We start from the raw sequence: 26,808 nt of genomic DNA, 5'->3' as shown, positions 1-26,808 counted from the left end.
ACGGCACCCGCGCATCCACTCACCCGGAGAGCTCCCGATGTTTCCCGAACGCTTCACATTTTCCATCGCCGACTGGGTCAATGGCTGGGTCGATGCGCTGGTGACCAACTACGGGGATGTGTTCCGGCACATCTCCGACACCCTGCTGTGGGCCATCGTCAACCTGGAGTGGCTGCTGCGCGCCACGCCCTGGTGGCTGATGCTGGCGCTGGTGGCGGCCATCGCCTGGCACGCCACCCGCCGCGTCCTGCCGACCCTGGTGATCACCGGCCTGCTGTTCCTGGTAGGCGCGGTGGGGCTGTGGGACAAGCTCATGCAGACCCTGGCGCTGATGCTGGTGGCCACCTTCATCTCGGTGCTGATCGGCATCCCGCTGGGCATTCTCTCGGCGCGCAGCAACCGCCTGCGGGCGCTGCTGATGCCGCTGCTGGACATCATGCAGACCATGCCCAGCTTCGTGTACCTGATCCCGGTGCTGATGCTCTTCGGCCTGGGCAAGGTGCCGGCCATCTTCGCCACGGTGATCTACGCCGCGCCTCCACTGATCCGCCTCACCGACCTGGGGATACGCCAGGTGGACGGCGAGGTGATGGAGGCGGTCAACGCCTTCGGCGCCAACCGCTGGCAGCAGCTGTTCGGCGTGCAGTTGCCGCTGGCGCTGCCGAGCATCATGGCCGGGGTCAACCAGACCACCATGATGGCGCTGTCGATGGTGGTGATCGCCTCCATGATCGGGGCCCGTGGCCTGGGCGAGGACGTGCTCATCGGCATCCAGACGCTCAACGTCGGCAAGGGCCTGGAGGCCGGCCTGGCCATCGTCATCCTCGCCGTGGTCTTCGACCGCATAACCCAGGCCTATGGCCGCTCCCGCCATGAGGCCAGCCAATGAGCAAGATCCAGGTGAAGAACGTCTACAAGATCTTCGGCCCGCGTGCGGAGGAGGCCATGGCGCTGATCCGCCAGGGGCGCAGCAAGGCCGAGGTTCTGGCCGCCACCGGCTGCGTGGTGGGGGTCAACGACCTGTCGCTGTCCATCGAGGCGGGGGAAATCTTCGTCATCATGGGGCTGTCCGGCTCGGGCAAGTCCACCCTGGTGCGCCACTTCAACCGCCTGATCGACCCCACCAGCGGCGAGATCCTGGTGGATGACGAGGACATCCTGCGCTACGACATGCAGGCCCTGCGCGACTTCCGTCGGCGCAAGATCAGCATGGTGTTCCAGAGCTTCGGCCTGCTGCCGCACAAGAGCGTGCTGGACAACGTCGCCTATGGCCTCAAGGTGCGCGGCGAGAGCAAGTCGCAGTGCCAGGAGCGTGCGCAGCACTGGATCACCACCGTGGGCCTGGCGGGCTACGAGAAGTCCTATCCGCACCAGCTGTCCGGCGGCATGCGCCAGCGCGTGGGGCTGGCCCGGGCCCTGGCGGCGGACACCGACATCATCCTCATGGACGAGGCCTTCAGCGCGCTCGACCCGCTGATCCGTGCCGACATGCAGGACCAGTTGCTGGAGCTGCAGAAGGGCCTGAACAAGACCATCGTCTTCATCACCCACGACCTCGACGAGGCGGTGCGCATCGGCAACCGCATCGCCATCCTCAAGGACGGCCAGCTGATCCAGGTCGGCGCGCCCCGTGAAATCCTCCACCAGCCCGCTGACGACTACGTCGACCGTTTCGTCCAGCGCCGTGTGGCCAACCTGTGAGGGCGGCATGGATACCGTGAAGACCAGCAGCACCACCCTTGAAACCACCGTCTTCGGCAACGGCCCGCTGCGCTGGCGCGACGTGGTCGATGTGGCCCGTGACGGCCGGCGCCTGGAGCTGGCCCCGGCAGCCTGGGCGCGCATCGACAACGCCCACGCCATCGTCCGCCGCATCGTCGAGCGTGGCGAGCGCGCCTATGGCATCAGCACCGGCCTGGGGGCCCTGAGCGACATCCTGTTGGAGGGCGACCAGCTCGCCGCGCTGTCGCGCAACACCCTGCTCAGCCACGCCTGCGGCGTCGGCCCGGTGCTGGAGGACGAGCAGACCCGCGCCATCATCTGCTGCGCCATCGCCAACTACAGCCAGGGCAAGTCCGGGCTGCAGCCGCAGGTGGTGGAAGGGCTGCTCAACCTGCTCAACCGCGGCATCACCCCGTGCGTGCCGTCCCAGGGCTCGGTGGGCTACCTGACCCACATGGCCCATGTCGGCATCGCCCTGCTGGGCGTCGGCGAGGTGAGCCATCGCGGTGTCGTGGTGCCGGCCGCCCAGGCGCTGGCCGCCGAAGGGCTGCAACCGCTGCAGCTGGGCGCCAAGGACGGGCTCTGCCTGGTCAACGGCCTGCCCTGCATGACCGGCCTGGCCTGCCTGGCCCTGGCCGACCTGGAGCACCTGCTGCGCTGGGCCGACGTGATCGGCGCCATGAGCTTCGAGGCCCTGCGCGGCCAGCTCGCCGCTTTCGACCCGGCGATACTCGAACTCAAGCCGCACCCAGGCATGCAGAAGGTCGGCGCCAACCTGCGCGCGCTGCTCGCCGGCAGCGAGGTGATCGCCGCCAGCCAGGGCCTGCGCACCCAGGACGCCCTGAGCATCCGCTCGATCCCCCAGGTGCACGGCGCCTGCCGCGACCAGTTCGACCACGCCGCGCGCCAGGTGGAGACCGAGCTCAATTCCGCCAACGACAACCCGCTGGTGCTGGGCACGCCGGACCACTACCGGGTGATCTCCCAGGCCAACCCCCACGGCGAGTCCGTGGCCATGGCCGCCGACCTGCTGGCCATAGCCGTGGCCGAGTTGGGCGGCATCGCCGAGCGGCGCCTGGATCGCCTGGTCAACCCGCTGGTCAGCGGCCTGCCGGCCTTCCTCGTCAGCCGGCCCGGGGTCAACTCGGGGATGATGATCCTGCAGTACGTGGCCGCCGCCCTGGCCGGCGAGAACCGCCACCTGGCGCAGCCGGCGGTGGTGGACAACTTCGTCACCTCCGGCCTGCAGGAAGACCACCTCAGCCTGGGCACCAGCGCCGCGCTGAAGCTCGGCCGCGCCCTGGGCAACTGCCGGCAGATACTGGCCATCGAGTACCTACTGGCCGCCCAGGCCCAGGAGTTTCTCGGCGAGCTGGCCACCGGTGCCGGCACTGCGGCCGCCCGGGCGCTGTTGCGTGAGCGGGTGCCCGCCTACGAGGAGGACCGCTGGCTGGCCCCCGACATCGGTTCGGCCGTGGCGCTGCTGCGCGACGGGCCGGCTTTGGAAACGGTTTCCACACGGACAGGAGGATTGCAATGAAGAGGTTCTGGCACGGCTGCCGTCTCGCCACCCTGCAGGGCGGGCGCTACTCGATGATCGAGGACGGGGCCCTGCTCGCCGACGGCGAGCTGATCCGCTGGGTCGGTCCGCTGGCCGAGGCGCCCGACACCACGGGCGCCGAGCGCATCGACCTGGGCGGCGCCTGGGTCACCCCGGGGCTGATCGACTGCCACACCCACCTGGTGTTCGGCGGCGACCGCAGCGCCGAGTTCGAACAGCGCCTGGAGGGTGTCAGCTACGCCGAGATCGCCGCCAAGGGCGGTGGCATCGCCAGCACCGTGCGCGCCACCCGCGAGGCCAGCGAGGATGAGTTGCTGGCCAGCGCGGTGACACGCGCCCGGCAGCTGCTGCGCGACGGCGTCACCACCCTGGAGGTGAAATCCGGCTACGGCCTGGACCTGGCCAGCGAGCGCAAGATGCTGCGGGTCGCCCGGCGCCTCGCCGAAGCGCTGCCGCTGACGGTGACCACCACCTGCCTGGCCGCCCATGCGCTGCCACCGGAATACGCCGGGCGCGCCGATGACTACATCGAGCGGGTATGCACCGAGATCCTGCCGCAACTGGCCGGTGAAGGCCTGGTGGATGCGGTGGATGCCTTCTGCGAGCACCTGGCCTTCTCCCCGGCCCAGGTCGAGCGGGTGTTCCAGGCCGCGCGCGGGCTGGGCCTGCCGGTCAAGCTGCACGCCGAGCAGCTGTCGTCGCTGCACGGCTCCAGCCTGGCGGCGCGCTATGGCGCGCTGTCGGCCGACCACCTGGAGTACATGACCGAGGAAGACGCCATCGCCATGGCCGCCGCCGGCACCGTCGCCGTGCTGCTGCCCGGCGCCTTCTACCTGCTGCGCGAGACCCAGCTGCCGCCCATCGACGCCCTGCGCCGCCACGGTGTGGCCATGGCGGTGGCCAGCGACCTCAACCCCGGCACCTCGCCGGCGCTGTCGCTGCGCCTGATGCTCAACATGGCCTGCACCTCGTTCCGCCTGACCCCGGAAGAGGCCCTGGCCGGCGTCACCCTCAACGCCGCCCGCGCCCTGGGCCTGGCCGAGCGTTGCGGCAGCCTGGAGGCGGGCAAGCTCGCCGACTTCGTCGCCTGGGACATCGAGCGCCCGGCGCAACTGGCCTATTGGCTCGGTGGCGACCTGCCCAAGCGGGTGGTGCGCCACGGACAGGAGATCGACCTTGGATAACGTCCTCGACTTCACCCCCGGCCGCGTGCCGCTGCTGATCAGCATGCCGCACCCCGGCACCCGCCTGACCCCGGCGGTGGAAGCCGGCCTGGTCGACGGCGCATGCTCGCTGATCGACACCGACTGGCACATCCCACTGCTCTACGATTTCGCCGCCGAGCTGGGCGCCGGGTTGCTGGCCGCCAACTACTCGCGCTACGTCATCGACCTCAACCGCCCGGCGGACGACAAGCCGCTCTACGCCACCGCCACCACTGGTCTGTTCCCCGACGTGATGTTCGACGGCCAGCCGCTGTTCCGCGACGGCGCGGAGCCTTCGGCCGAGGAGCGTGCCGGCTACCTGGAAGGCATCTGGGGGCCCTATCACGGCCACATCGCCGAGGAGCTGGCGCGGCTCAAGCGCGAGTTCGGCTATGCCCTGCTGTTCGACGCCCATTCGATCCGCGCCTTCATCCCGCGCCTGTTCGATGGCCACCTGCCGGACTTCAACCTGGGCACCAACGCCGGCGCCAGCTGCGACCCGGGCCTGGCGGATGCCCTGGTAAGCGTCTGCGCCCGCGCCGAGGGCTACAGCCACGTGCTCAACGGCCGCTTCAAGGGCGGCCACATCACCCGCCACTACGGCCAGCCCCAGGAACACATCCACGCCGTGCAACTGGAACTGGCCCAGCGCACCTACATGAACGAAGTGGAACCCTTCGCCTTCCGCGAAGACCTCGCCGTGCCCACCCGCAAGGTCATCCGCCAACTGCTGCTGGCGATGCTCGCCTGGGGGCGGGAGCGGTACGGGAAATAGCCGGGGCCGCTTCGCGTCCCTTGGGCGAATGAATTCGGGCGTGCGTTGAAGGGCTTTCGTAGGATGGGAAGAGCGCAGCGAATCCCATCGATGGCCGGGGTGGCACTCTCGTAGGGTGGGCCGGGCGGCGCTCCGCTTCAGCCCACCGTTCGTTTTTTTCGCGTATGAATTCGCTCCCACAGGAGCCGTTCCGGGCTAGGTCTGCAACCCGAGATGGCGGATGGTGGGCAGGGTGGGCGCGATGCGGTCCCAGGTGTCGTCCAGCAGCTCGGCGGGGTAGAAGGGCAGGGCGGCCAGTTCTTCGCGGCTGATCCAGGCCAGCTCGCGGATGTCGAATTCGTCGCCGCCCAGGCCCTTGAGGTTGGCCAGGGTGGGTTCGCCGTGGCGGGCGTCGATGCGGTAGAACAGCTCTATATGGAAGCGGCCCATGGCCGGTTCGGCGAACTCGCGGACGTAGACCAGCGGGCCGACTTCCACCACCAGCCCGGTCTCTTCGAAGAACTCGCGCTTCACCGTGTCGCGGGTGCAGGCGTCGGTATCCGATTCGAAGCCGCCGCCCGGTGGTATCCAGTAGGTGTCGTCGCCGACCACGTGCTTGACCAGCAGGATGCGCCCGGCCTCCACCAGCAGGCCGGCGGCGCGGATGCGGTGTTGCAGCTTGGGGGCTATTCCCAGGTGAGCCGTGCCAGTTTCCATTCGCCGTCCTCCAGCCACCATTCGAGCTTCACGGCGTAGTGCCGCGCGGCGTCGGGGAGCAACCCCTCGGCGCCGGCCAGCCCCACCTGGGCCTCGGTGTAGCCCTTGGTACTGTAGGTCGGGTCGATGCGGTTGGCCTTGCCCAGGGCCAGGATGCGCACATTCTTGTGCCGCAGGAACAACAGCGTCATGGTGCGTTTGGCCCATTCACGGTCGAACTCCTGCTGGGCGCTGAACTGCGGGTGCAACTGGTCGATCACCGCGCTGGTCTTCTTCGCTTCGAGGTTGTCCTGCAGCTGCTGTACCGCGGCATCCAGCGCAGCGGCGGGATCGTCGCGGCCGCACCCGGTGAGCGCGACTAGAATCAATGCGATCGCGAAAATCATCTTCCCAGGTGACATGCCTAACTCCCTTTTCCTCGTTATGATGCCCGGCAGGACAGGTGGCGGAGACCCGCAAGGGGTCGAGCTTACGCAGAGTATCGGAGCCCAGAATGCAGACTTTGTTTCCGGAGATTAAGCCCTACGCCCGTCACGAGCTGGCGGTGGACGAACCGCATGTGCTCTACGTCGACGAGAGCGGTTCGCCCGACGGCCTGCCGGTGGTGTTCATCCACGGCGGCCCGGGCTCCGGTTGCGACGCCCTGAGCCGCCGCTTCTTCGACCCCAACCTGTACCGCATCGTCACCTTCGACCAGCGCGGCTGTGGCCGTTCGACGCCCCATGCCAGCCTGGAGAAGAACACCACCTGGGACCTGGTGGCCGACCTGGAATGCATCCGCGAGCACCTGGGCATCGACAAGTGGGTACTGTTCGGTGGCTCCTGGGGCTCGACCCTGTCCCTGGCCTATGCCCAGGCACACCCGGAACGTGTGCAGGCGCTGATCCTGCGTGGCATCTTCCTCTGCCGTCCCCAGGAGATCACCTGGTTCTACCAGGCGGGTGGCGCCAGCCGCCTGTTCCCCGACTACTGGGAAGACTATGTCGCGCCGATCCCGGCCGACGAGCAGGGCGACCTGCTGCAGGCCTTCCACAAGCGCCTGACCGGCAGCGACCAGATCGCCCAGATGCACGCCGCCAAGGCCTGGTCCACCTGGGAAGGTCGCACCGCCACCCTGCGCCCCAGCGGCCCGGTGGTGGAGCGCTTCAGCGAGCCGATGCGCGCGCTGTCCATCTCCCGCATCGAGTGCCACTACTTCGTCAACGATGCCTTCCTCGAGCCCAACCAGTTGCTGCGCGACATGCACAAGATCGCCCACCTGCCGGGCATCATCGTGCACGGCCGCTACGACGTGATCTGCCCGCTGGACAATGCCTGGGCACTGCACCAGGCCTGGCCCAACAGCGAGTTGCAGATCGTCCGTGATGCCGGCCACGCCGCGTCCGAGCCGGGCATCACCGATGCGCTGGTGCGCGCCACCGACCAGATCGCCCGCCGCCTGCTGGACCTGCCGCCGGAAGAAGAGGCCTGATGAAGGGCTTGCTGCAACGGGTCTCCGCGGCCCGCGTGGACGTCGCTGGCGAAACCGTCGGTGCCATCGACCAGGGCCTGCTGGTGCTGGTGGGTGTCGAGCCCCAGGACAGCCAGGCCAGCGCCGACAAGCTGCTGCACAAGCTGCTCAACTACCGTGTGTTCGCCGATGCCGAGGGCAAGATGAACCTCTCCCTCGGCGCGGTGGGGGGCGGCCTGCTGCTGGTGTCCCAGTTCACCCTGGCCGCCGACACTCGCAGCGGCCTGCGCCCGAGCTTTTCCAGCGCCGCGCCGCCCGCCCTGGGCGAGGAATTGTTCGACTACCTGGTGGCGCAGGCGCGCCTCAAGCACCCGCAGGTGGCGACCGGCCGCTTCGGCGCCGACATGCAGGTGCACCTGGTGAATGACGGCCCGGTCACCTTCCTGCTGGAAAGCTAGGCCTCGCGCTCCACCCGTCCGAATCTGGCGTACTTCTTGCCTCTGACTCGCCATCCACGGCGCGGGCGGTTAGCATCTGCCGCCTGCCCGTCGTCCGTGGGCTGCCAACAATAAAACGATCTGCCCAATCAGGAGTAAGAATGAAGAAGCTTCTCGCATCCCTGTTGCTCTCCGCCTGCGCCGTCACCGGCCTGGCACACGCTGGCGTCGTCGATGATGCGGTCAAGCGCGGCACCCTCCGCGTCGGCATGGACCCGACCTACATGCCCTTCGAAATGACCAACAAGCGTGGCGAGATCATTGGCTTCGAAGTCGACCTGCTCAAGGCCATGTCCAAGGCGATGGGCGTCAAGCTGGAACTGGTTTCCACCAGCTACGACGGCATCATCCCGGCCCTGCTGACCGACAAGTTCGACATGATCGGCTCCGGCATGACCCTGACCCAGGAGCGCAACCTGCGCCTCAACTTCTCCGAGCCCTTCATCGTGGTCGGCCAGACCCTGCTGATCCGCAAGGAGCTGGAAGGCAAGATCAAGTCCTACAAGGACCTGAACGACGCCCAGTACCGCATCACCTCGAAGATCGGCACCACCGGCGAGATGGTCGCCAAGAAGCTGATCGCCAAGGCCAAGTACAACGGCTTCGACAACGAGCAGGAAGCGGTGATGGACGTGGTCAACGGCAAGGCCGATGCCTTCATCTACGACGCCCCCTACAACGTGGTCGCGGTGAACAAGGCCGGCGCCGGCAAGCTGGTGTACCTGGAAGAGCCCTTCACCTACGAGCCCCTGGCCTTCGGCCTGAAGAAGGGTGACTACGACAGCATCAACTGGATCAACAACTGGCTGCACCAGATCCAGAAGGACGGCACCTACGATCGCATCCATGCCAAGTGGTTCAAGAACACCGCCTGGCTGAAGGATATGGAGTAATCGCAGCCGCGAAGCCCTGACGCTTCACGCTGCAGACGGCAGGTTCCGGCTCACGAGGCCGGGCCTGCCTTTTTGCCTTCTATGGCCTCCCGCCATGAAAGAGATAGCCCGTGACTAGAAAACAACGTCGCACCTGGCCCTGGCACGTACTGACCGGCCTGATCCTGGTCGTGGTCGCCTATGGCCTCTGGTATTCAACCTCCCTGATTTCGTACGAGTGGCGCTGGAACCGCGTGCCGCAGTACTTCGCCTACCACGCCGAAGAAGCCCAGCGCGCCGCCGAGTACGCGCGGGTCGATGCCATCGCCGAGGAGGGCGCCAACGCCCGGGTGACGCTGGTCAACGATGCCGGCGAGGAACAGCAGCTGGTCATCGCAAAGGACAGCCTGCAGGTTTCCCAGGGCGATGACGTCGCCGAGGGCGATGTGGTTGGCGTGACCCGCCACTGGGCCGCCGGGCCGCTGCTCTGGGGCCTCTGGACCACCCTGTGGATATCCGTCCTTTCCGGTGCCTTCGGCCTGGCCATCGGCCTGTTCACCGGCCTCTGCCGGCTTTCGCCGAACCCCACCCTGCGCGACCTCTCCACCGTCTATGTCGAGCTGGTGCGCGGCACGCCGCTGCTGGTACAGATCTTCATCTTCTATTTCTTCATCGGCACCGTGCTCGACCTGTCCCGCGAGTTCGCCGGGGTGGCGGCGCTGGCGCTGTTCACCGGCGCCTACGTCGGCGAGATCGTCCGGGCCGGCGTGCAGTCCATCGCCCGTGGGCAGAACGAGGCGGCGCGTTCCCTCGGCCTGTCTTCCGGGCAGTCGATGCGCCACGTGATCCTGCCCCAGGCCTTCAAACGCGTGCTGCCGCCCCTGGCCGGGCAGTTCATCAGCCTGGTCAAGGACACCTCGCTGGTGTCGGTCATCGCTATCACCGAATTGACCAAGAGCGGCCGCGAGGCGATCACCACCTCCTTCTCGACCTTCGAGATCTGGTTCTGCGTCGCCGCCCTGTACCTGGTGATCAACCTGCCCCTGTCGCAGATCGCCAACCGCCTGGAACGGAGGCTTGCGCAAAGTGATTGAAGTCCGTGAGCTGATAAAAGTCTTCGATGCCCGTGGCCATGAGGTGCGCGCGGTGGATAACGTCACCACCCAGGTGGCTCGTGGCGAAGTGGTGGTGGTGATCGGCCCGTCCGGTTCCGGCAAGTCCACCTTCCTGCGTTGCCTCAATGGCCTGGAAGAGCTGGACTCCGGCTCGGTGAGCATCGACGGCGTCGACCTCGCCAACCCGAAGACCGACGTGAACGCCTACCGCCGCGAGGTGGGCATGGTGTTCCAGCACTTCAACCTGTTCCCCCACATGACGGTGCTGGAGAACCTCTGCCTGGCGCAGAAGGTCGTGCGCAAGCGCGGCAAGGCCGAGCGCGAGGAGAAGGCCCGGGCGCTGCTGGCCAAGGTCGGCATCTCGCAGAAGGTGGACGAGTACCCCTCGCGCCTCTCCGGTGGCCAGCAGCAGCGCGTGGCCATCGCCCGTGCCCTGTGCATGGAGCCCAAGGTGATGCTGTTCGACGAGCCCACCTCGGCGCTGGACCCGGAAATGGTCGGCGAGGTGCTGGACGTGATGAAGCAGCTGGCCGTCGAGGGCATGACCATGGTCTGCGTCACCCACGAGATGGGCTTCGCCCGCGAAGTGGCCGACCGCGTGCTGTTCTTCGACCACGGCAAGTTGCTGGAGGATGCGCCGCCGGCGCAGTTCTTCGACCAGCCACAGGACCCGCGCGCGCAATCCTTCCTGCGCCAGGTGCTGTAACGAAAAAAAGGGCCGCGATGCGGCCCTTTTTCATGGTGTGGCGAATCAGCGAGATTTTGCAGGCTATGCATCGCGAGGTTCGTTGGCGGGATACAGGTCATTTTCCTCAAGCCAGTCCAGCGCCAGTTGCCGGATGGCATTGGCTTCGAAGGTGTACCAGGCCTGCAGTACGTCCGGATAACCCATAAGCACGTTCTTGAATGTTCTGAACGGCTTCCGGCCAGACAGGGCGTGTTCGAGGGCAAGATAGATTTCCTGCTGCGTCACCGTCTGTATGAAGTCTTCCATGATGGTGAAGCTGATTGCCGAAGTGATCGGCTCGATCAGCAGCATTCGCTCGGGTTCGGATTCAAGCAGATTCGCAACTTCGGGGTCTGGAACTTCCGAGTACATCAAGAGGACCTTGCCGCTCAGAAGATCCAGGTAGTGATCCAGATCTTCTCCGTTGGTGTTGAGGGCGAAGGCCAGTTCGTCGAGGTCGATGGTCAGTGGGCGCATGACGGGGGCCTTGGGGGAAGGATGACCGCGTGATCCTACCCCCGGGGCGCCGTTTTGTCAGACGCGGAAGCGCCCGACCATGGTGTGCAGCTCGTTGCCCAGGCGCGCCAGCTCGACGCTGGAGGCGGCGGTCTCTTCGCTGGCAGCGGCGGTCTGCTCGGAGACGTCGCGCACGCTGATCACGCTGCGGTTGATCTCCTCGGCCACTGCGCTCTGCTGCTCGGCGGCCGCGGCGATCTGCTGGTTCATTGCCTGGATGGTGGACACGGTGCGGGTGATGCTGGCCAGGGAATCACCGGCGCGGCGCGCCAGTTCCACGGTGCTGTCGGTGAGGGCGCGGCTGCTTTCCATCATGCTCGCGGCCTGCTGGGTGCCGTTCTGCAGGCCGCCGATCAGCTCCTGGATTTCTTCGGTGGATTTCTGCGTGCGCTGGGCCAGCCCGCGTACCTCGTCGGCGACCACGGCGAAGCCACGGCCGGCTTCGCCTGCGCGGGCGGCCTCGATGGCGGCGTTGAGGGCCAGCAGGTTGGTCTGGTCGGCCACCGCCTTGATCACGTCGAGCACGCTGCCGATCTTCTCGCTCTCGCGCTTGAGCTGCTGCACCGATTCGGTGGAGCGCGCCACTTCGGTGGCCAGGCGGTCCATCTGCTGCACCGCCTCCAGCACCATGCGGTTGCCGGCATTGGCTTCGCGGTCGGCGGCGAGGGCGGCTTCGGAGGCTTCCTCGGCGTTGCGCGCGACTTCCTGCACGGTGGCGGCCATCTCGTTCATGGCGGTGGCGACCTGGTCGGTCTCGACCTTCTGGCTGTTGACCCCGGCGCTGGTCTGCTCGGTGACGGCGGAGAGCTGTTCGGCGGCGCTGGCGATCTGGGTGACGCCGTCGCCGATGTGGCTGATCAACTGGCGCAGGTTGCCGGCCATGGCCTGCAGGGAGCGCTGCAGCTGGCCGAGCTCGTCGCGACGGTCGGCCTGCAGTTGGCCACCGAGATCACCCTGGGCGATGCGTTCGGCGAAGGCCAGGCTCTGGCGCAGCGGCTGGATGATCTGCCGGGTGATGACCCAGGCGGCGCCGATGGCCAGGAGCACGGCGAACAGGGTGGTGACCAGCAACTGGCCGCTGGCGGCGCTGGCGTCACCGCTGCGCTCGTCCACTTGCTGGCTGTACAGCGCCTGGCTGAGGTCGCGCATGACCTGGGCGTGGTCGGCCATGGTGGCGCTGGCCTGGCGGCTGGCAGCGGCGCCGTTGCCGAACAGGCGGATGGCGTCCTGATAGGCGGCGAAGGACTGCTGCGCACTCTGCAGGGCTTCCAGGCGCTCGCCGCTGGTGCCGGCGATGGCCTTCTGCAGGTCGGCCTGCATGGTGGCCAGCGCCGCGAGGGCCGGCTGCTCGGATTCGGGGGTCTGCTGGAAGACGAAGCCGCGCACCAGGTAGCGGATCGACAGCAGCTGGCGGTTCAGCTCGAACACCTCGCGGGCCTGGCCCAGCAATTGGCTGTCGCTGCTGTTGAGCGCCAGTTCGTCGAACAGCTGGTTCTGCAGCTTCTCGAACACCTGCAGGCTGGACTCGGCGGATTTGACCAGCACGGCGCGGGCGGCGTTGCGGGTTTCCTGGGCGCGGATCAGGTCGCCCAGGGACTGGCGGTAGGCGAGCACGGCGGCATTGAGGCCAGCCAGGCGGCGTGCGCCTTCCCCCTCGGCGAACTGCGGGCGCATGTGCTCGTTCTGCTGGAGCATGCGGTCGACCAGTTCCTCGATGTTCTTCGCGTGCTGCATGTCGCCGTTGGCGAGGAACTGCAGGCGCTCGGCGCGGGCGTCCTTGATCAGGTTGTCCACGGCGCCGACGGCGACCATCTCGTCGCTGCTGGCGATCATGCGGTCGATGCCGTGGATGCCGGTGAGCATCACCGTGAGGGTGAGCAGCAGGACCAGGCCGAAGCCGGCCACGAGTTTTTTGCTGACGGTGAGGTTGGCCAGCAGTTGCGTACACCAGTGGTACATGGATTTCTCCCGGAAATGAGCTGCGCACGGCAGTGCTTGTGGCGCTGCCGTGTTCGAGTGGGGTAGGGGCGTCTTTCGAGTTGTTGGAGCTGGGCGCGGGTGGCTGGCTGAAGGGGCCACCGGAGCTGCGACCAGGGACGCAAGGTGCGGGAGAGTAGCTGGCGGCGTAGCGGCGTCGCAAGCCTGCACGGGCATTGCGCCCTGGCCGCGAAACGCGTGCCAGGGCTGGCGGGTTATACGCGGAAGCGCGAGACCATCGATTGCAGTTCGTTGCCCAGGCGCGCCAGTTCGACGCTGGAGGCGGCGGTCTCCTCGCTGGCGGAGGCGGTCTGCTCGGAGATGTCGCGCACGTTGATCACGCTGCGGTTGATCTCCTCGGCCACCGCGCCCTGCTGCTCGGCGGCTGCAGCGATCTGCTGGTTCATCTGCTGGATGGTGGAGACGGCCTGGGCGATGGTGCCCAGGCGGCGACCGGCGCGGCGGGTCAGCTCGACGGTGCTTTCGGTCAGGCTGCGGCTGGTGTCCATCAGGCTGGCGGCCTGCTGGGTGCCGCTTTGCAGGCCGGCGATCAGCTCCTCGATCTCCTCGGTGGACTTCTGGGTGCGCTGGGCCAGGCCTCGCACTTCGTCGGCGACCACGGCGAAGCCACGGCCGGCATCGCCCGCGCGGGCGGCCTCGATGGCGGCGTTGAGGGCCAGCAGGTTGGTCTGCTCGGCCACGGACTTGATCACGTCGAGCACGCTGCCGATCTTGTCGCTTTCCTGCTTGAGGCGGCCGACGGCGTCGTTGGAGCGGCCCACTTCGGTGGCCAGGCGATCCATCTGCTCCACTGCGTCGTTGACCGCCACCTCGCCCTCGCGGGACAGGCGGTCGGCGGAGCTGGCGGCTTCGGAGGCCTGTTCGGCATTGCGCGCGACCTCCTGCACGGTGGCGGCCATTTCGTTCATGGCGGTGGCGACCTGGTCGGTCTCGACCTTCTGGTTGTTGACCCCGGCGCTGGTCTGCCCGGTAACGGCGGAGAGCTGCTCGGCGGCGCTGGCGATCTGGGTGACGCCGTCGCGGATGTGGCTGATCAGCTCGCGCAGGCTCAGGGTCATGCGCTGCATGCTCTTCTGCAGCTGGCCGAGTTCGTCGGCGCGATCGACCTTGAGGTCTTCGCTGAGGTCGCCCGAGGCGATGCGCTCGGCCACGCCCAGGGTGCGCTGCAGGGGCAGGACGATCTGTCGGGTGATGATCACCGCGGCGGCGACGCCGATGGCCAGGGCGACGGCGATGGCGGTCAGCAGCATGCTGCGGGTACGGGTGGTTTCCTTGATGCGCTTGGCCGACTGGCCCTCGAACAGCTGGTTGCTGACCTGCAGCAGCTTGTCGCCCTGGGCGGCCATGCTCTGGAAGTGCACCTGGGTGTTGTCGGTGGCGGCGCGGAAGGCGCTGATGGCGCTGCGGTAGGCCTTGAGGCCGGCGGCGACCTTGGCCAGGTCCTCGTCCTCACCCAGGGTTTCACCGAGCTTGGCCTGGCCGGCCAGGGCAGTGTCCACGGCGCTGAGGGCGGCCTGCTCCAGGCTCGGGTCGTTGCTGTAGGTGTAGCCACGCACCTGGAAGCGCGCCTGCTGCACCGAGAGGCGCAGCTCGCTGAGCTGGCGGTACTGTTCGAGGCGCGAGGCTTCGTCCAGGGCGATATCGGCGAGGATGCGCTGCTCGATTTCACCAATGGCCTGGACGGCCGCGTCGGCGCTGGCGCCCAGTTGGGTGCGTGCCGCTTCGCGGGCCTGGTAGGCCTGGGCGAGCTGGCCGAAGGCTTGCTGGTAGGTGTTTACCGCCGCTTCTTCCTGGCTGATCAGGTCGCGGTCCTTGGGATCGCTGAGCTTCTTGTTGAGCTCCAGGGCGTAGTCGTCGATGGCCTTGAGGGCGGCGTTGACCTGGTCGGCCGTGGCCGGCTCCTGCTTGATCTGGTACTGCAGGCGGGCGACGCGCAGGTCCTTGGTCAGTTCGCTGAGCTTGGCGCTGGCGCCGAGCTTGTCGCCGCGCTGCAGGGTGGCGTCGAGGGCCAGCCAGCCGGTGAGGGTGATGAGCACGGTGAGCAGCAGTACCAGGCCGAAGCCAAGGGTCAGCTTGAGGTTGACACTGATATTGCCGAACCAGCGGAACATGAGGACTTCTCCAGCGAACGAGGCAGTGCTGGGGTTATCGGCAGGCGCAGGCGCGGCTTGAAGCCAGAGGCTTCAGAACAGGCGGGCGAGCAGGGCAGTGACGGCGGTTTCCACGCGCAGGATGCGCTCACCCAGTTGCACCGGGTCGAGGCCGGCTTCCTGAAGCTTTTCCACCTCGTAGGGAATCCAGCCACCTTCCGGGCCTATGGCCAGGGTGATGGGGCCTTCCACCGCGCGCGGGCAGGCGGGCCAGGGGCCGGGGTGGCCGACCAGGCCGAGGGTGTTGGCGGTGATGGCGGGCAGGCGATCCTCGACGAAGGGCTTGAAGCGCTTCTCGATCACCACCTCGGGCAGCACCGTGTCGCGGGCCTGCTCCAGGCCGAGGATGAGCTGTTCGCGGATGGCGTCGGGTTCGAGGAAGGGGGTTTGCCAGAAGCTCTTTTCCACCCGGTAGCTGTTGAGCAGCACCAGGCGCGGGACGCCCATGGCGGCGACCGTCTGCAACACGCGGCGCAGCATCTTCGGCCGTGGCAGGGCCAGCAGCAGGGTGAGCGGCAGCTTGGCCGGTGGCGCCTGTTCCAGGCTGAACTGCAGTTCGGCGCGGTCGGCCTCCAGGCTCAGCAGGCGACCTTCGCCCATGGCGCCGCCGAGCAGGCCGACGCGCAGGCTGTCGCCGGCTTCGGCGCGGTGCACTTCATGCAGGTGCTTGAGGCGACGACCCTGCAGCAGGGCGCGATCGGGGGCGATCAGGTCGCCCTCTTCGAGCAGCAGCAGGTTCACGGCTGGGTGGCGGGCGGCTGGTCGCCGGGCTCGTCGGTGCTGTCCTCGGGGTGATCGCCACGTTTGCGGATCAGGCCGCCGAAGAACACGCCGACCTCGAACAGCAGCCACATGGGGATCGCCAGCAGGGTCTGGGAGAAGATGTCCGGCGGGGTGAGGATCATGCCGACCACGAAGCAGCCGATGATCACATAGGGGCGGATCTTCTTCAGGTAGGCGACGTCGACGACGCCGATCCAGATCAGCAGCACCACGGCCACCGGGATCTCGAAGGCGACACCGAAGGCGAAGAACAGGGTCATGACGAAATCGAGGTAGCTGCTGATGTCCGTCATCATCGACACGCCTTCGGGAGTGACGCTGGCGAAGAAGTGGAAGATCAGCGGGAACACCAGGAAGTAGGCGAAGGCCATGCCGGCGTAGAACAGCACGATGCTGGAGACCAGCAGGGGCATGGCGATGCGTTTCTCGTGCTTGTACAGGCCGGGCGCGATGAAGCCCCAGACCTGATGCAGGATCACCGGCATGGCGAGGAACAGTGCCACCACCATGGTTAGCTTGAACGGCGTGAGGAAGGGCGATGCCACGTCGGTGGCGATCATGGTCGCGCCTTCGGGCAGGTACTGGCGCAGCGGCGCGGAGACCAGGGTGTAGATCTTCTGGGCGAAGTAGAACAGCCCGGCGAAGATCAGGAAGATCGCGGCCACGCAGCGCAGCAGGCGGGTACGCAGTTCGGTGAGGTGCGAGACCAGGGGCATTTCCTGGTCCAGTTCCGGCTTGTGATCGCTCATAGGGGGCGTGGCGGCTGTGGCTGTTCGGTGGGCACGACGGGGGCGGCCGGTGCGCTGGCCGGGACGGCTTCAGCGGCGGGCGCGACGGGGCTCGCCTCGGCCGCCGCTGCTGTCGCGGGTGCGGGCACGGCCTCGGGGGCCGGCTGCGGGGCGGCCGGCGTGGGCACGGGCTCCGCAGCGGGAGGCACGATGCTCTCCTTGATCTGCTTCTCCAGCGCCATGATCTGTTCGTTATGCAGCTGGCGACGGATTTCGTCGGCGCCGATCTCGCGTTCCACTTCCTGCTTGATGGCGTTGAAGCTGCGCTTGAGGCGGCCGATCCACAGGCCGGCGGTGCGGGCGGCACCGGGCAGGCGCTCGGGGCCGAGCACCAGCAGCGCCACCAGGCCGATCAGCAGCAGTTCACCAAAGCTGATACCGAACATGCTGGGTCAGTCCTTGCGCACTACCGGCTCTTCGACCTTCTGTGCCTGGCCGTCGATGGTGTGCGGCTGGTTCAGCGGGGCGCCGGGCTGTTGCGCTTGCGGCTGGGCGGCAGCCTGCTGTTCGGCCTTCTGGTCTTCTTCGGTGTTCATCGCCTTGCGGAAGCCCTTGATGGCCTCGCCGACATCCGAACCGAGGTTCTTCAGGCGCTTGGTGCCGAACACCAGGACGACGACGATCAGAATGACCAGCCAGTGTTTCCAGTCGAAAATACCCATGGTTTGCTCCTGAGGCTAATGCGTTATGCGGAAGGCTGGCGGGCGGCTTTTTCAGCGTGCCCGGACAGGCCGAAGCGACGATCCAGTTCATCGAGCACCGCCTGGGGATGCTGGCCGAGGGCGGCGAGCATGACCAGGCTGTGGAACCAGAGGTCGGCGGTTTCGTAGATCAGGTCGCTGCAGTCGCCGCTGACGGCGGCGTCTTTGGCGGCGAGGATGGTTTCCACCGATTCCTCGCCGACCTTTTCGAGAATCTTGTTCAGCCCCTTGTGGTACAGGCTGGCCACGTAGGAGGAGTCCGCTGCGGCGCCCTTGCGCGCTTCCAGGACCTCGGCGAGGCGGGTAAGGGTGTCACTCATGGGTGTGTCCTGCGTGGTAGATCGCATCGGGGTCCTTGATGACCGCGTCGACGGTTTTCCAGTCGCCATTCTCGAAGACGCGGTAGAAGCAACTTTCACGGCCGGTGTGGCAGGCGATGCCGCCAAGCTGTTCGACCATCAGCACCACGACGTCGGCGTCGCAGTCCAGGCGCAGCTCGTGCAGACGCTGCACGTGGCCGGATTCCTCGCCCTTGCGCCATAGCCTGCCACGGGAGCGTGACCAATAGATGGCACGGTTCTCGGCGACGGTGAGCGTCAGGGATTCGCGGTTCATCCAGGCCATCATCAGGATGCGGCCGGTCTTGTGGTCCTGGGCGATTGCCGGGACCAGACCATCGGCATTCCAGTGAATTTCTTCCAGCCAGTCGTTCATTTCGGTTTCCACGAGCGGGTCAGGTGCGATGCACGGCCTGACCGGGGCGGCTAGTGTGCCAGCGCCGGCGCTGGCTTGGCTATCGGCGCAATACCAGATACAGACCACCGGCCAGCATCAGCCAGGCGGGCCAGGCTGCGGCGTGTTGCTCCAGGCCGAGGGTGGCGGCACCGACCAGCAGGGCGGCGCCGATCAGGCGCAGGGCCAGGCCGTCACGGGGCTTGTGCCAGGGCGGCGGCGGGTCGGCGGCATGGGGCTGGCTCATGCGCTCCAGCAGGTCGCGGGTCATGTTGGCGACATGCGGCACCTGTTCGACCTGGGACTGCAGGTTGTGCAGCAGGGTCCTGGGGCTCATGCGCTCGCGCATCCAGCGTTCCAGGTAGGGCTGTGCGGTGCTCCAGAGGTCGAGGTCCGGGTACAGCTGGCGTCCCAGGCCCTCGATGTTGAGCAGGGTCTTCTGCAGCAGCACCAGTTGCGGTTGCACTTCCATGTTGAAGCGGCGCGCGGTCTGGAACAGGCGCAGCAGCAGCTGGCCGAAGGAGATGTCCTTGAGCGGCCGCTCGAAGATCGGCTCGCAGACGGTGCGGATGGCGGCTTCGAAGTCGTTGACCCGGGTTTCGGCGGGCACCCAGCCGGAGTCGATGTGCAGCTGGGCGACGCGACGGTAGTCGCGCTTGAAGAAGGCGATCAGGTTGCGCGCCAGGTAGTCCTGGTCCTCGGGGGTGAGGCTGCCGATGATGCCGCAGTCGATGGCGATGTACTGCGGGTTCCAGGGCTGGCGGTTGCTGACGAAGATGTTGCCGGGGTGCATGTCGGCGTGGAAGAAGCTGTCGCGGAAGACCTGGGTGAAGAATATCTCCACGCCGCGTTCAGCCAGCAGCTTGAGGTCGGTGCGCTGGTCGGCGAGGGTGGCCAGGTCGGTGACCGGGACGCCGTAGATGCGCTCCATCACCAGCACCTTGGGGCGGCACAGGTCCCAGTAGACCTGGGGCACGTAGAGCAGCGGCGAGCCTTCGAAGTTGCGCCGCAGCTGGCTGGCGTTGGCCGCCTCGCGGAGCAGGTCGAGTTCGTCGTAGATGGTCTTTTCGTAATCGCTGACCACTTCCACCGGGCGCAGGCGGCGGGCGTCGCTGGAGAGGCGCTCGGCGATGCGCGCGAGGATGAACAGCCAGGCGAGGTCCTGGCGGATGATCGGGCGCAGGTTGGGGCGGATCACCTTGACCACCACTTCCTCGCCGCTTTTCAGCTGCGCGGCGTGGACCTGTGCCACCGAAGCGGAGGCCAGCGGGGTGACGTCGAAGCGGGCGAAGACTTCGCTGACGCGGGCGCCGAGCTGCTCCTCGATGCGGGCCACGGCCTGCTCGGGGTCGAAGGGCGGGACCTGGTCCTGCAGGCGCGCGAGCTCGTCGGCGATGTCCGGCGGCAGCAGGTCACGGCGGGTGGACAGCAGCTGGCCGAACTTGATGAAGATCGGCCCCAGGCCTTCCAGTGCCAGGCGCAGGCGTGCGCCCCGGGAGAGTTCCAGGCGCTTGCGGGGCAACCAGCGCCAGGGCAGCAGGTAGCTGAGGGCGCGCAGCCACCAGGGCAGCGGCAGGTCGAAGACCAGGTCATCGAGGCGGTAGCGGATGACCACACTCTGGATGCGCAGCAGACGGCGGACGGCGAGCAGCTTCATGCGTTGGGTTTGCTTTTCTGGGTCAGGCGCCCGATGCGGGCGTCGAGGCGGTCGAGGTCGACCTTGAGGCGGTCCAGTTCGGCGAAGCGGGCATCCGCTTCACGCTGGCCGACCAGTGTGCGCGATTCTTCGGCCAGGTAGTCGGCGAGGTTCAGGCGCAGGCTGTCGAGGCTCTGGGTGGTCCAGTCGACACGGCTGCGCAGGTGGGCGCCGAGCAGTTGGCTGGCCACCGGGCCGAGCCAGCGGGACAGCTCGTATTCCCAGTCCAGCTCCAGGTCCTGGAGGATGCCGGCGAGCTCCATGAGCGCGGCGCTATCGCCGTCCAGCTCGACTTCCGGGCGGTGCAGGACGGCGGTCTTTTCGCGGCTCAGGGCCAGGCGCAGCAAGCTGGCGGCCGGCGCGCGCAGGCGGCAGTCGGCCGGTGCGGCCCAGTTCGCCGCCAGTTGCAGGCCGTCGCCTCCGGGGAGGATGAACAGCTGCAGGGCGGGGGCCTGGCAATCGATCTCGATCACCTTGCCTTCGAGGCGCGACAGGCGCGGCAGCGCGGTGCCGTCGAGCCTGAGGACGCGGTTGATGCCGTGTTCGACGCCGGCGAGCAGGGCCTGGGTAAGCATCAGGGCTTGATGCCGCGGTGCAGGGCGACGATGCCGCCGGTCATGTTGTGGAAGGTGGTGCGCTCGAAGCCGGCCTCCACCATCATGGCCTTGAGGGTTTCCTGGTCGGGGTGCATGCGGATCGACTCGGCCAGGTAACGGTAGCTCTCGGAGTCGTTGGTGATCAGCTTGCCCATCAGCGGCAGGAGGCTGAAGGAGTAGGCGTCATAGGCCTTGGACAGCAGGTTGCTGGTGGGCTTGGAGAACTCCAGCACCAGCAGGCGGCCGCCGGGCTTGAGCACGCGCAGCATGGAGCGCAGGGCGGCGTCCTTGTGGGTGACGTTGCGCAGGCCGAAGGCGATGGTGACCACATCGAAATGGTTGTCGGGGAAGGGCAGCTGCTCGGCATCGGCCTGGACGAAGCTGACGTTGCCGGCGACGCCGCTGTCCAGCAGCTTGTCGCGACCGACCTTGAGCATCGAGGCGTTGATGTCGGCCAGCACCACTTCGCCAGTGCTGCCCACCAGGCGCGAGAACTGGCGGGTGAGGTCGCCGGTGCCGCCGGCGATGTCGAGCACGCGGTTGCCCGGGCGTACGCCGGAGAGCTCGATGGTGAAGCGCTTCCACAGCCGATGGACGCCCGCGGACATCAGGTCGTTCATCAGGTCGTACTTGGCGGCCACGGAGTGGAACACCTCGGCGACCTTGTCGGCCTTCTGGCTCTCGGGAACGCTCTGGTAGCCGAAGTGGGTGGTGGGTTCGGCATCGCTGCCTTTGCGCGGATCGTTCATGTCGCTGCCCCGGAAGAAATTGGCGGCCATTTTAGGCGCGGTTGGCCTGCTTTGTCTTGGCCCCGAACGGTGCCGGTTCGCCAGGGCCCACGGGCGGCCTGCTATAGTCGCGCGACCTTAAGTCGCAGTCAGGAGTTGGCCCATGGCCCGCATCAATGTCGAACGTTCCCACAACCTGGGCCGCAGCGCCGTCCGGGCCAAGGCCGAGCAGCTCGCCGAGCGCCTCGCCCGTGAATACGACGTGCGCTATCAGTGGCGTGGCGACACCCTGGAGTTCAAGCGCAGCGGCGCCGACGGGCAGATCGAGGTCAGTGACGACAAGGTGAATGTCGAGGTGAAGCTGGGCCTGCTGCTGTCGGCCATGAGCGGCAGCATCAAGCGCGAGATCGAGAAGGCGCTGGACGAGTACCTGGCCTGATGCCGTGAGGGCCCTTTTCACGGCACGTGGAGAGGGCGGGCACGGCGCGTTTCACCCAACCCGCGGCTAGTATGCGGTTTCTAATTTTCCTCGTTAACGTGCACCTCAAGCCCTGAGAAAGGGCGAGTCCTCCATTACCCGAGTGAGGTGCACCATGGCCAAAGCTGCCGTCGTCAAGAAGAAAGTCGAAGAAACCAAGACCACCGTCCTTTCCGATGTCCGTCTCTATGCCCGCAAGATCTGGCTGGCTGGCCTGGGTGCCTACGCCAAGGCCGGACAGGAAGGCGCCGACTACCTGCGCGACCTGGTGAAGGCCGGCGAGAGCGTCGAGAAGCAGGGCCGCAAGGTCGTCGATGCGCGCGTCGAAGCCGCCAACAGCCAGATCGATTCGGTGAAGGGCAGCGTCAAGGGCTCGGTCACCGGCGTGAAGGAAAAGGTCGAAGTGCAACTCGACAAGATCGAAAAAGCCTTCGACAACCGCGTCGCTGTCGCACTCAATCGCCTGGGTATTCCCTCGCGACAGGACGTTGAGGCACTCTCTGCTAAGCTTGACGAGCTGAGCGCGTTGCTCGAGCACGTCGCGCGAACCAAATAAGGAGAGCAGGATGGCTGGTAAGAAAAAAACCACGAAAGAAACCAACTCCTGGATCGGCGAGATCGAGAAATACTCGCGCCAGATCTGGCTGGCTGGCTTGGGGGCCTACTCGAAGGTCAGCAACGACGGCACCAAGCTGTTCGATACGCTGGTCAAGGATGGTGAGAAGGCTGAAAAACAGGCCAAGACCGAAGTCGACAAGCAGGTCGATGCGGTCAAGTCCCGGGTTGGTTCCCGCGTCGGCTCCGCCAAGTCCAAGGTCGATGAGGTCAAGGACAAGGCGATCGGCAAATGGGGCGAGCTGGAAGAGGCTTTCGACAAGCGCCTGAACAGTGCCATCTCCCGTCTCGGCGTTCCTAGCCGCAACGAGGTGAAGGACCTGAACAGCAAGGTCGACAGCCTGACCCGGCAGATCGAGAAGCTCACCGGCGTCTCCGCCAAGTCGGTCAAGCCGGCTGCCAAGCCCGCTCCGAAAGCTGCCGCTAAACCGGCCGCCAAGGTCGCCGCCAAACCTGCTGCCAAGACCGCTGCGGCGAAACCCGCTGCCAAGCCCGCCGCTAAACCGGCTGCGAAGCCGGCCGCCAAGGCTGCAGCCAAACCCGCTGCGAAGACCGCTGCGGCGAAACCGGCTGCCAAACCGGCCACCAAGCCCGCGGCGAAACCTGCCGCCAAGGCAGCAGCCAAGCCTGCGGCGAAGCCGGCAGCGGCCAAACCCGCAGCCGCTGCCAAGCCTGCAGCTGCGGCAAAACCGGCTGCCAAGCCGGCGGCGAAGCCCGCTGCAAAACCTGCTGCGAAGAAGCCTGCGGTGAAGAAAGCCGCTGCGCCGAAACCGGCAGCTGCCAAGCCGGCGACCCCGGCCGCAACCCCGGCTCCGGCCGCTGCACCGAGCGCTCCCGCCGCCACTCCGGCGCCGTCCGCTCCGGCCAGCACGCCAAGCCAGTCCTGATCGTCAGGGACCACAGACGCCCGGCCTTGTGCCGGGCGTTTGCGTTTCAGGCTTCCAGATAACGCCGGGCCATGCGCTCGGCGGCCTGGCGCGAGTCGTCCTGCAGGTGGGGGGCCACCAGCATCATGATCTGGTAGACCACCAGGCGTACTTCGCCGTCGTTGCCGAGAATGCGCTGGTAGTCGAGGGAGAACAGCAGGGTGAGGGTGATCTGCTCCACCAACTGGCCGAGGGATTCGGTGTCGCTGACCAACTGCTCCCGCGCCTTGAGCCGCGCCAGCAACGAGGCCAGGGTGCGCTTCAGTGCGTTGAGCCAGGCGCGCATGCCTCGGGCCAGCTTGGGCAGGCGACCGGCGAGGTTGGAGAGGTCCTGGAAGAGGAAGCGGTACTGCGCCAGGCGCTCGACGATCAGGTGCAGGAACAGCCAGTAGTCCTCGACACCCAGCTCCACGTCCTCGGGCGGGTCGAGCAGCGGCGCGAGCTCGTCCTGGAAGCGCTCCAGCAGCGCCATCACCAGCGGTTCCTTGCCATGGAAGTGGTAATAGAGGTTGCCCGGGCTGATGCCCAGTTCGGTGGCGATCTCAAGGGTGGTGACGTTGGGTTCGCCTTCGCTGTTGAACAGCATCAGGGCGCATTCGAGTATCCGGTCTCGGGTCTTCATCCAGTCTTCTTGTCGTCGTTGCATGCGGTCGGCCGGGTGTTCCCCGGCCGGCCGAACGTCTTCAGCGCACGTGCACGTAGGTGCCGGGTGCCGCCTCCATGGGTGGGTGGGCCTGGTTGCCGAGGGTGACCAGGGTTTCGCGCTGCTCCCCCGAGCGCGCCTGGATCCAGCTCAGCCACTCCGGCCACCAGCTGCCCTGCACGTTCTTCGCGTCGTAGTACCAGGCGCGGTGGTCCGAGCTGAGCTTGCCGTTTTCCAGGTAGTTGGCCTTGGGGTTGCCCGGTGGGTTGAGGATGCTCTGGATGTGCCCGCTGTTGGACAGCACGAAGCGGCTATCGCCACCCAGCAGCCGGGCCGAGCGATAGACCGCGTCCCAGGGGGTGATGTGGTCGTTGATGCCGGCCACGCTGAAGCTGTCCACCGTGACCTTCTGCAGGTCGATGGGGGTGCCGCAGATTTCCAGCGCGCCGCCCCGGGTCAGCGGGTTGTGCTTGAAGAAGTCCAGCAGGTCGCCGTGGAAGGCGGCGGGCAGGCGGGTGTTGTCGTTGTTCCAGTAGAGGATGTCGAAGGCCGGCGGCTGGCGGCCCAGCAGGTAGTTGTTGACGAAGTAGTTCCACACCAGGTCGTTGGGGCGCATCCAGGCGAAGATCTTCGCCATGTCGCGGCCGTCCAGTACGCCGTGCTGGTAGGAGCGGCGCTTGGCCGCCTCCAGGGTCTGTTCGTCGGCGAACAGCGCGGCGGGGCTTTCGACCTGGCTGTCCAGCAGGCTGACCAGGTAGCTGGCGCTGCTGACCTTGCGCAGCTGGCGCTTGGCTTGGAGGTGGCCCTGCAGGGCGGCGATGGTCAGGCCGCCGGCGCAGGCGCCCATCAGGTTGACGTCCTTGCTGCCGGTGATGGCGCGGGCCACGTCGACCGCCTGCTCCAGCGCCTGCACATAGGTGGACAGGCCCCATTCGCGGTGACGGGCGTCGGGGTTGCGCCAGCTGACGATGAGTACCTGCAGCCCGTTCTTCAGCGCGTACTGGACGAAGCTCTTCTCCGGCGAGAGATCGAAGATGTAGAACTTGTTGATTTGCGGCGGGACGATCACCAGAGGCTTGAGGTACTGCTTCTCGCTCATCGGCTTGTACTGGATCAGTTCCAGCAGCTCGTTGCGATAGACCACCGACCCGGGCGTGGTGGCCAGGTTGCGGCCGATCTCGAAGGAGTGCTTGCTGACCTGGCGCGGCATGGCGTTGTTGTTCAGCACATCGTCCAGCAGGTGGCGCGCGCCATTGAGCAGGCTGAGGCCGCCGGTGTTGAACAGCTCCTTCACCGCGAGAGGGTTGAGCAGGCTGTTGGAGGGCGCCATGGCGTCGCTGACCAGGGCCAGGACGAAGCGCGCGCGGGCGCGGTCATCGTCGGTGAGGTCGCTGTCCTCGACCCAGGCATAGAGTTGTTTCTGCCAGGCCAGGTAGGCCTGCAAGCCGCGACGGTAGAACGGGTTGTGGCTCCAGGAGGGATCGGCGAAGCGCGCGTCCTGCGGGTTGGGCTTGTGCGGGGTGTCGCCCATCAATACGCGGCCCAGCTGGCCGCCGAAGGCGAGGACGTGGCGGGCGCTGTGCACGGGGTGCTTCAAGCCCTGCAGGGCGAGGGTGCGGACGGTGGAAGCCAGATCCTTGCCTCGCAAGCCGACAATGGCGCTCTGCGCGTTCATGTAGTTAGCGGGGACCGGCAAGGCTCCCGACACCTGTTTCTCTCGCATGGGGGCAACGCTCCGTAATCAATCCGTCGTCAAGGAGGTTTAGGCAAGGCTCGTACCACTGAGCGCAATAGGTGCATTCCAGACTACTGCGCGGGAAATTCAAGTTCGTTACAGCGGGCGTTTTGCCGCGCGAATGCGGTGCTGCCGCCCCATCATGGAGCGGAGGCACCGCCGAGCGCGGGCTTCAGGGATTGCGCAGTTGCATCGGCTGCGGGTGGATTACCGCGCGCTGACGCTCCTGGGCGAGGAACTTCATGATGATCGGCGCCACCGTTTCCGCCCGGGTCACGAGGAACAGGTGACCGTCGTCGATGACATGGAGTTCCGAGTTGGGGATGCGCCAGGCGAGCATGCGCATGTTCACCAGCGGAATGATCGGGTCGTCGTCGCCGGCCAGTACCAGGGTGGGTTGGCGGATGCGGTGCAGCCAGTGGATGCTGGTCCAGCCGAGGCCGGCGAACAGCTGCCAGTAGTAGCCGAGCTTGCCGGAGGAGCGCACCTTGCTGGCGTGGGCCATGGCCAGGGTCGGGTCGCGGCGGAAGGCGCCACCGTAGATGTCCGGGGCGATGTGCACGCCGTAGGACGGCTGGATGTAGCGCCGCGGGCTGGCCATGCGCCAGAGCACCTTGGGCTTGCCGGGCACCATGATCGCGCCGGCCGAGGTGGCGGCGAGGATCAGCTTCTTGCAGCGCTCGGGGTAGTCGTGGGCGAACTGCTGCGCCAGGGCGCCACCCCAGGACACGCCTATGGCGTTGACCTGGCCGTAGTTCAGATAGTCGAGCATGCGGGCGGCGAGCTTGGCCAGGCCGGGGAAGCGGTAGGGCTTGCTCGGCGTGGAGGACCCGCCGACACCGGGCACGTCGAAGGCGATCACCTCCTGGTCCGGGTCGAGCGCCTGGACGAAGGGGAACACCAGCTCGAGGTTGGCACCGATGCCGTTGAAGATGAGCAGCGGCGTCAGGTGTTCCTTGCCGGGCCTGACGGCGGTGCGGATGGTCTGGCCATCGAGGTCGATGGTGCGGAAGACGAAAGGTTGCGGCATGCGCGGGCCCCTATGGATTGAAACGACGGGAGGCACCCGCGAGGGGCCTCCCTGTAGCGCCAGGCCGAGCCTG

The 26,808-nt window shown here is 66.9% G+C and carries 30 protein-coding genes and 2 pseudogenes; 13 read left to right on the top strand and 19 right to left on the bottom strand.

Translation table 11 applies throughout. The annotated features are described in order from the left end of the window. Positions 1-37 precede the first annotated feature (37 nt). The 5 genes from ACXI0U_RS21650 to hutG are packed head-to-tail and all read left to right on the top strand — an operon-like array spanning position 38 to position 5,263. On the top strand, positions 38-889 hold the full coding sequence (locus ACXI0U_RS21650) for an ABC transporter permease (protein ID WP_111262793.1): 852 nt from the start codon (positions 38-40) through the stop codon (positions 887-889). Continuing rightward, positions 886-1,701, top strand: coding sequence for a quaternary amine ABC transporter ATP-binding protein (locus ACXI0U_RS21645; RefSeq protein WP_479550788.1), 816 nt, complete (start codon positions 886-888; stop codon positions 1,699-1,701). Before ACXI0U_RS21650 ends, ACXI0U_RS21645 begins: the two co-directional genes overlap by 4 nt. Before the next feature lie 7 nt (positions 1,702-1,708). Beyond that, a complete protein-coding gene (locus ACXI0U_RS21640; protein ID WP_021221194.1) occupies positions 1,709-3,262 on the top strand; it encodes an HAL/PAL/TAL family ammonia-lyase in 1,554 nt (517 codons plus the stop codon). After that, positions 3,259-4,467, top strand: a complete 1,209-nt coding sequence (hutI, locus tag ACXI0U_RS21635; protein WP_479550787.1) for an imidazolonepropionase — start codon at positions 3,259-3,261, stop codon at positions 4,465-4,467. Before ACXI0U_RS21640 ends, hutI begins: the two co-directional genes overlap by 4 nt. Then, the gene (gene hutG / locus ACXI0U_RS21630) at positions 4,460-5,263 is read left to right on the top strand and encodes an N-formylglutamate deformylase (protein WP_374979187.1); all 804 of its coding nucleotides are present in this window, start codon (positions 4,460-4,462) and stop codon (positions 5,261-5,263) included. The genes hutI and hutG overlap by 8 nt, the downstream gene beginning before the upstream one ends. A 195-nt stretch (positions 5,264-5,458) precedes the next feature. Here hutG and ACXI0U_RS21625 read toward each other — a convergent pair whose 3' ends face one another. Together ACXI0U_RS21625 and ACXI0U_RS21620 are read right to left on the bottom strand one after the other, a co-directional pair. Next, positions 5,459-5,932 (bottom strand): NUDIX domain-containing protein, encoded by a 474-nt coding sequence (locus tag ACXI0U_RS21625; protein WP_374981963.1) that lies wholly within the window; start codon positions 5,930-5,932, stop codon positions 5,459-5,461. After that, the gene (locus ACXI0U_RS21620) at positions 5,929-6,360 is read right to left on the bottom strand and encodes a hypothetical protein (protein ID WP_031288443.1); all 432 of its coding nucleotides are present in this window, start codon (positions 6,358-6,360) and stop codon (positions 5,929-5,931) included. Before ACXI0U_RS21620 ends, ACXI0U_RS21625 begins: the two co-directional genes overlap by 4 nt. A gap of 92 nt (positions 6,361-6,452) precedes the next feature. On the opposite strand from ACXI0U_RS21620, the gene pip reads away from it, so the two are divergent. The 5 genes from pip to ACXI0U_RS21595 all read left to right on the top strand — a co-directional run bounded on the left by pip (position 6,453) and on the right by ACXI0U_RS21595 (position 10,599). Continuing rightward, a complete protein-coding gene (gene pip / locus ACXI0U_RS21615) occupies positions 6,453-7,430 on the top strand; it encodes a prolyl aminopeptidase (RefSeq protein ID WP_184489700.1) in 978 nt (325 codons plus the stop codon). Then, positions 7,430-7,867, top strand: a complete 438-nt coding sequence (gene dtd, locus ACXI0U_RS21610) for a D-aminoacyl-tRNA deacylase (protein ID WP_184489699.1) — start codon at positions 7,430-7,432, stop codon at positions 7,865-7,867. Before pip ends, dtd begins: the two co-directional genes overlap by 1 nt. 140 nt (positions 7,868-8,007) lie before the next feature. Further along, positions 8,008-8,799: a transporter substrate-binding domain-containing protein gene (locus tag ACXI0U_RS21605; RefSeq protein WP_021221376.1), complete on the top strand. Its 792-nt coding sequence runs from the start codon at positions 8,008-8,010 to the stop codon at positions 8,797-8,799. A 110-nt stretch (positions 8,800-8,909) separates the two neighbouring features. Further along, positions 8,910-9,872, top strand: coding sequence for an amino acid ABC transporter permease (locus tag ACXI0U_RS21600; protein WP_043240630.1), 963 nt, complete (start codon positions 8,910-8,912; stop codon positions 9,870-9,872). Beyond that, complete coding sequence (locus tag ACXI0U_RS21595) at positions 9,865-10,599, top strand: amino acid ABC transporter ATP-binding protein (RefSeq protein ID WP_031288441.1); 735 nt, start codon at positions 9,865-9,867, stop codon at positions 10,597-10,599. The genes ACXI0U_RS21600 and ACXI0U_RS21595 overlap by 8 nt, the downstream gene beginning before the upstream one ends. Before the next feature lie 63 nt (positions 10,600-10,662). Here ACXI0U_RS21595 and ACXI0U_RS21590 read toward each other — a convergent pair whose 3' ends face one another. From ACXI0U_RS21590 to ubiE, 14 genes and pseudogenes are all read right to left on the bottom strand, one after another. After that, the gene (locus ACXI0U_RS21590; RefSeq protein ID WP_479550786.1) at positions 10,663-11,097 is read right to left on the bottom strand and encodes a UPF0158 family protein; all 435 of its coding nucleotides are present in this window, start codon (positions 11,095-11,097) and stop codon (positions 10,663-10,665) included. A 57-nt stretch (positions 11,098-11,154) separates the two neighbouring features. After that, positions 11,155-11,868: a methyl-accepting chemotaxis protein gene (locus ACXI0U_RS21585; RefSeq protein ID WP_410478808.1), complete on the bottom strand. Its 714-nt coding sequence runs from the start codon at positions 11,866-11,868 to the stop codon at positions 11,155-11,157. A gap of 141 nt (positions 11,869-12,009) precedes the next feature. Further along, positions 12,010-12,999 (bottom strand): annotated as a pseudogene (locus ACXI0U_RS21580) (methyl-accepting chemotaxis protein); the annotation flags it as partial. Between the two features lie 329 nt (positions 13,000-13,328). Further along, the gene (locus ACXI0U_RS21575; protein WP_374981961.1) at positions 13,329-14,042 is read right to left on the bottom strand and encodes a methyl-accepting chemotaxis protein; all 714 of its coding nucleotides are present in this window, start codon (positions 14,040-14,042) and stop codon (positions 13,329-13,331) included. A gap of 141 nt (positions 14,043-14,183) precedes the next feature. After that, a pseudogene (locus ACXI0U_RS21570) lies at positions 14,184-15,245 on the bottom strand (methyl-accepting chemotaxis protein); the annotation flags it as partial. A 72-nt stretch (positions 15,246-15,317) separates the two neighbouring features. Then, positions 15,318-16,025 (bottom strand): 16S rRNA (uracil(1498)-N(3))-methyltransferase, encoded by a 708-nt coding sequence (locus tag ACXI0U_RS21565; RefSeq protein ID WP_021221370.1) that lies wholly within the window; start codon positions 16,023-16,025, stop codon positions 15,318-15,320. Then, positions 16,022-16,816 carry a twin-arginine translocase subunit TatC gene (tatC, locus tag ACXI0U_RS21560; protein ID WP_184489696.1) on the bottom strand — a complete coding sequence of 265 codons (795 nt, stop codon included), beginning with the start codon at positions 16,814-16,816 and terminating at the stop codon, positions 16,022-16,024. Before tatC ends, ACXI0U_RS21565 begins: the two co-directional genes overlap by 4 nt. After that, positions 16,813-17,241, bottom strand: a complete 429-nt coding sequence (gene tatB / locus ACXI0U_RS21555; RefSeq protein ID WP_021221368.1) for a Sec-independent protein translocase protein TatB — start codon at positions 17,239-17,241, stop codon at positions 16,813-16,815. Before tatB ends, tatC begins: the two co-directional genes overlap by 4 nt. Positions 17,242-17,247: 6 nt before the next feature. Then, positions 17,248-17,517, bottom strand: a complete 270-nt coding sequence (locus ACXI0U_RS21550) for a twin-arginine translocase TatA/TatE family subunit (protein ID WP_021221367.1) — start codon at positions 17,515-17,517, stop codon at positions 17,248-17,250. Between the two features lie 23 nt (positions 17,518-17,540). Beyond that, positions 17,541-17,876 (bottom strand): phosphoribosyl-ATP diphosphatase, encoded by a 336-nt coding sequence (locus ACXI0U_RS21545; RefSeq protein ID WP_021221366.1) that lies wholly within the window; start codon positions 17,874-17,876, stop codon positions 17,541-17,543. Beyond that, the gene (hisI, locus tag ACXI0U_RS21540) at positions 17,869-18,270 is read right to left on the bottom strand and encodes a phosphoribosyl-AMP cyclohydrolase (protein ID WP_021221365.1); all 402 of its coding nucleotides are present in this window, start codon (positions 18,268-18,270) and stop codon (positions 17,869-17,871) included. The genes ACXI0U_RS21545 and hisI overlap by 8 nt, the downstream gene beginning before the upstream one ends. A gap of 79 nt (positions 18,271-18,349) precedes the next feature. Then, entirely contained in the window at positions 18,350-19,945 is a 1,596-nt protein-coding gene (gene ubiB, locus ACXI0U_RS21535) for a ubiquinone biosynthesis regulatory protein kinase UbiB (RefSeq protein WP_043245830.1), read from the bottom strand. Then, positions 19,942-20,559, bottom strand: a complete 618-nt coding sequence (locus ACXI0U_RS21530) for a ubiquinone biosynthesis accessory factor UbiJ (RefSeq protein ID WP_263400909.1) — start codon at positions 20,557-20,559, stop codon at positions 19,942-19,944. The genes ubiB and ACXI0U_RS21530 overlap by 4 nt, the downstream gene beginning before the upstream one ends. Continuing rightward, positions 20,559-21,329: a bifunctional demethylmenaquinone methyltransferase/2-methoxy-6-polyprenyl-1,4-benzoquinol methylase UbiE gene (ubiE, locus tag ACXI0U_RS21525; protein ID WP_479550785.1), complete on the bottom strand. Its 771-nt coding sequence runs from the start codon at positions 21,327-21,329 to the stop codon at positions 20,559-20,561. The genes ACXI0U_RS21530 and ubiE overlap by 1 nt, the downstream gene beginning before the upstream one ends. Before the next feature lie 142 nt (positions 21,330-21,471). Here ubiE and ACXI0U_RS21520 point away from each other — a divergent pair, with 142 nt between their 5' ends. The 3 genes from ACXI0U_RS21520 to ACXI0U_RS21510 all read left to right on the top strand — a co-directional run bounded on the left by ACXI0U_RS21520 (position 21,472) and on the right by ACXI0U_RS21510 (position 23,288). Then, positions 21,472-21,747 (top strand): polyhydroxyalkanoic acid system family protein, encoded by a 276-nt coding sequence (locus ACXI0U_RS21520; RefSeq protein WP_021221361.1) that lies wholly within the window; start codon positions 21,472-21,474, stop codon positions 21,745-21,747. 154 nt (positions 21,748-21,901) lie between these two features. Then, the gene (locus ACXI0U_RS21515) at positions 21,902-22,342 is read left to right on the top strand and encodes a phasin family protein (RefSeq protein ID WP_021221360.1); all 441 of its coding nucleotides are present in this window, start codon (positions 21,902-21,904) and stop codon (positions 22,340-22,342) included. A 10-nt stretch (positions 22,343-22,352) separates the two neighbouring features. After that, positions 22,353-23,288 (top strand): phasin family protein, encoded by a 936-nt coding sequence (locus ACXI0U_RS21510; protein ID WP_479550784.1) that lies wholly within the window; start codon positions 22,353-22,355, stop codon positions 23,286-23,288. 46 nt (positions 23,289-23,334) lie between these two features. On the opposite strand, the gene ACXI0U_RS21505 is transcribed toward ACXI0U_RS21510, so the two are convergent. From ACXI0U_RS21505 to phaZ, 3 genes are all read right to left on the bottom strand, one after another. After that, complete coding sequence (locus tag ACXI0U_RS21505) at positions 23,335-23,949, bottom strand: TetR/AcrR family transcriptional regulator (RefSeq protein WP_184489693.1); 615 nt, start codon at positions 23,947-23,949, stop codon at positions 23,335-23,337. Between the two features lie 61 nt (positions 23,950-24,010). Further along, the gene (phaC, locus tag ACXI0U_RS21500) at positions 24,011-25,693 is read right to left on the bottom strand and encodes a class II poly(R)-hydroxyalkanoic acid synthase (RefSeq protein ID WP_031288434.1); all 1,683 of its coding nucleotides are present in this window, start codon (positions 25,691-25,693) and stop codon (positions 24,011-24,013) included. Between the two features lie 184 nt (positions 25,694-25,877). Beyond that, positions 25,878-26,735, bottom strand: a complete 858-nt coding sequence (gene phaZ / locus ACXI0U_RS21495; RefSeq protein WP_316925621.1) for a poly(3-hydroxyalkanoate) depolymerase — start codon at positions 26,733-26,735, stop codon at positions 25,878-25,880. Positions 26,736-26,808: the final 73 nt, after the last annotated feature.

This window comes from Pseudomonas sp. C9D1 (assembly GCF_056491235.1).
This window is presented reverse-complemented; position numbering and strand designations above follow the sequence as displayed.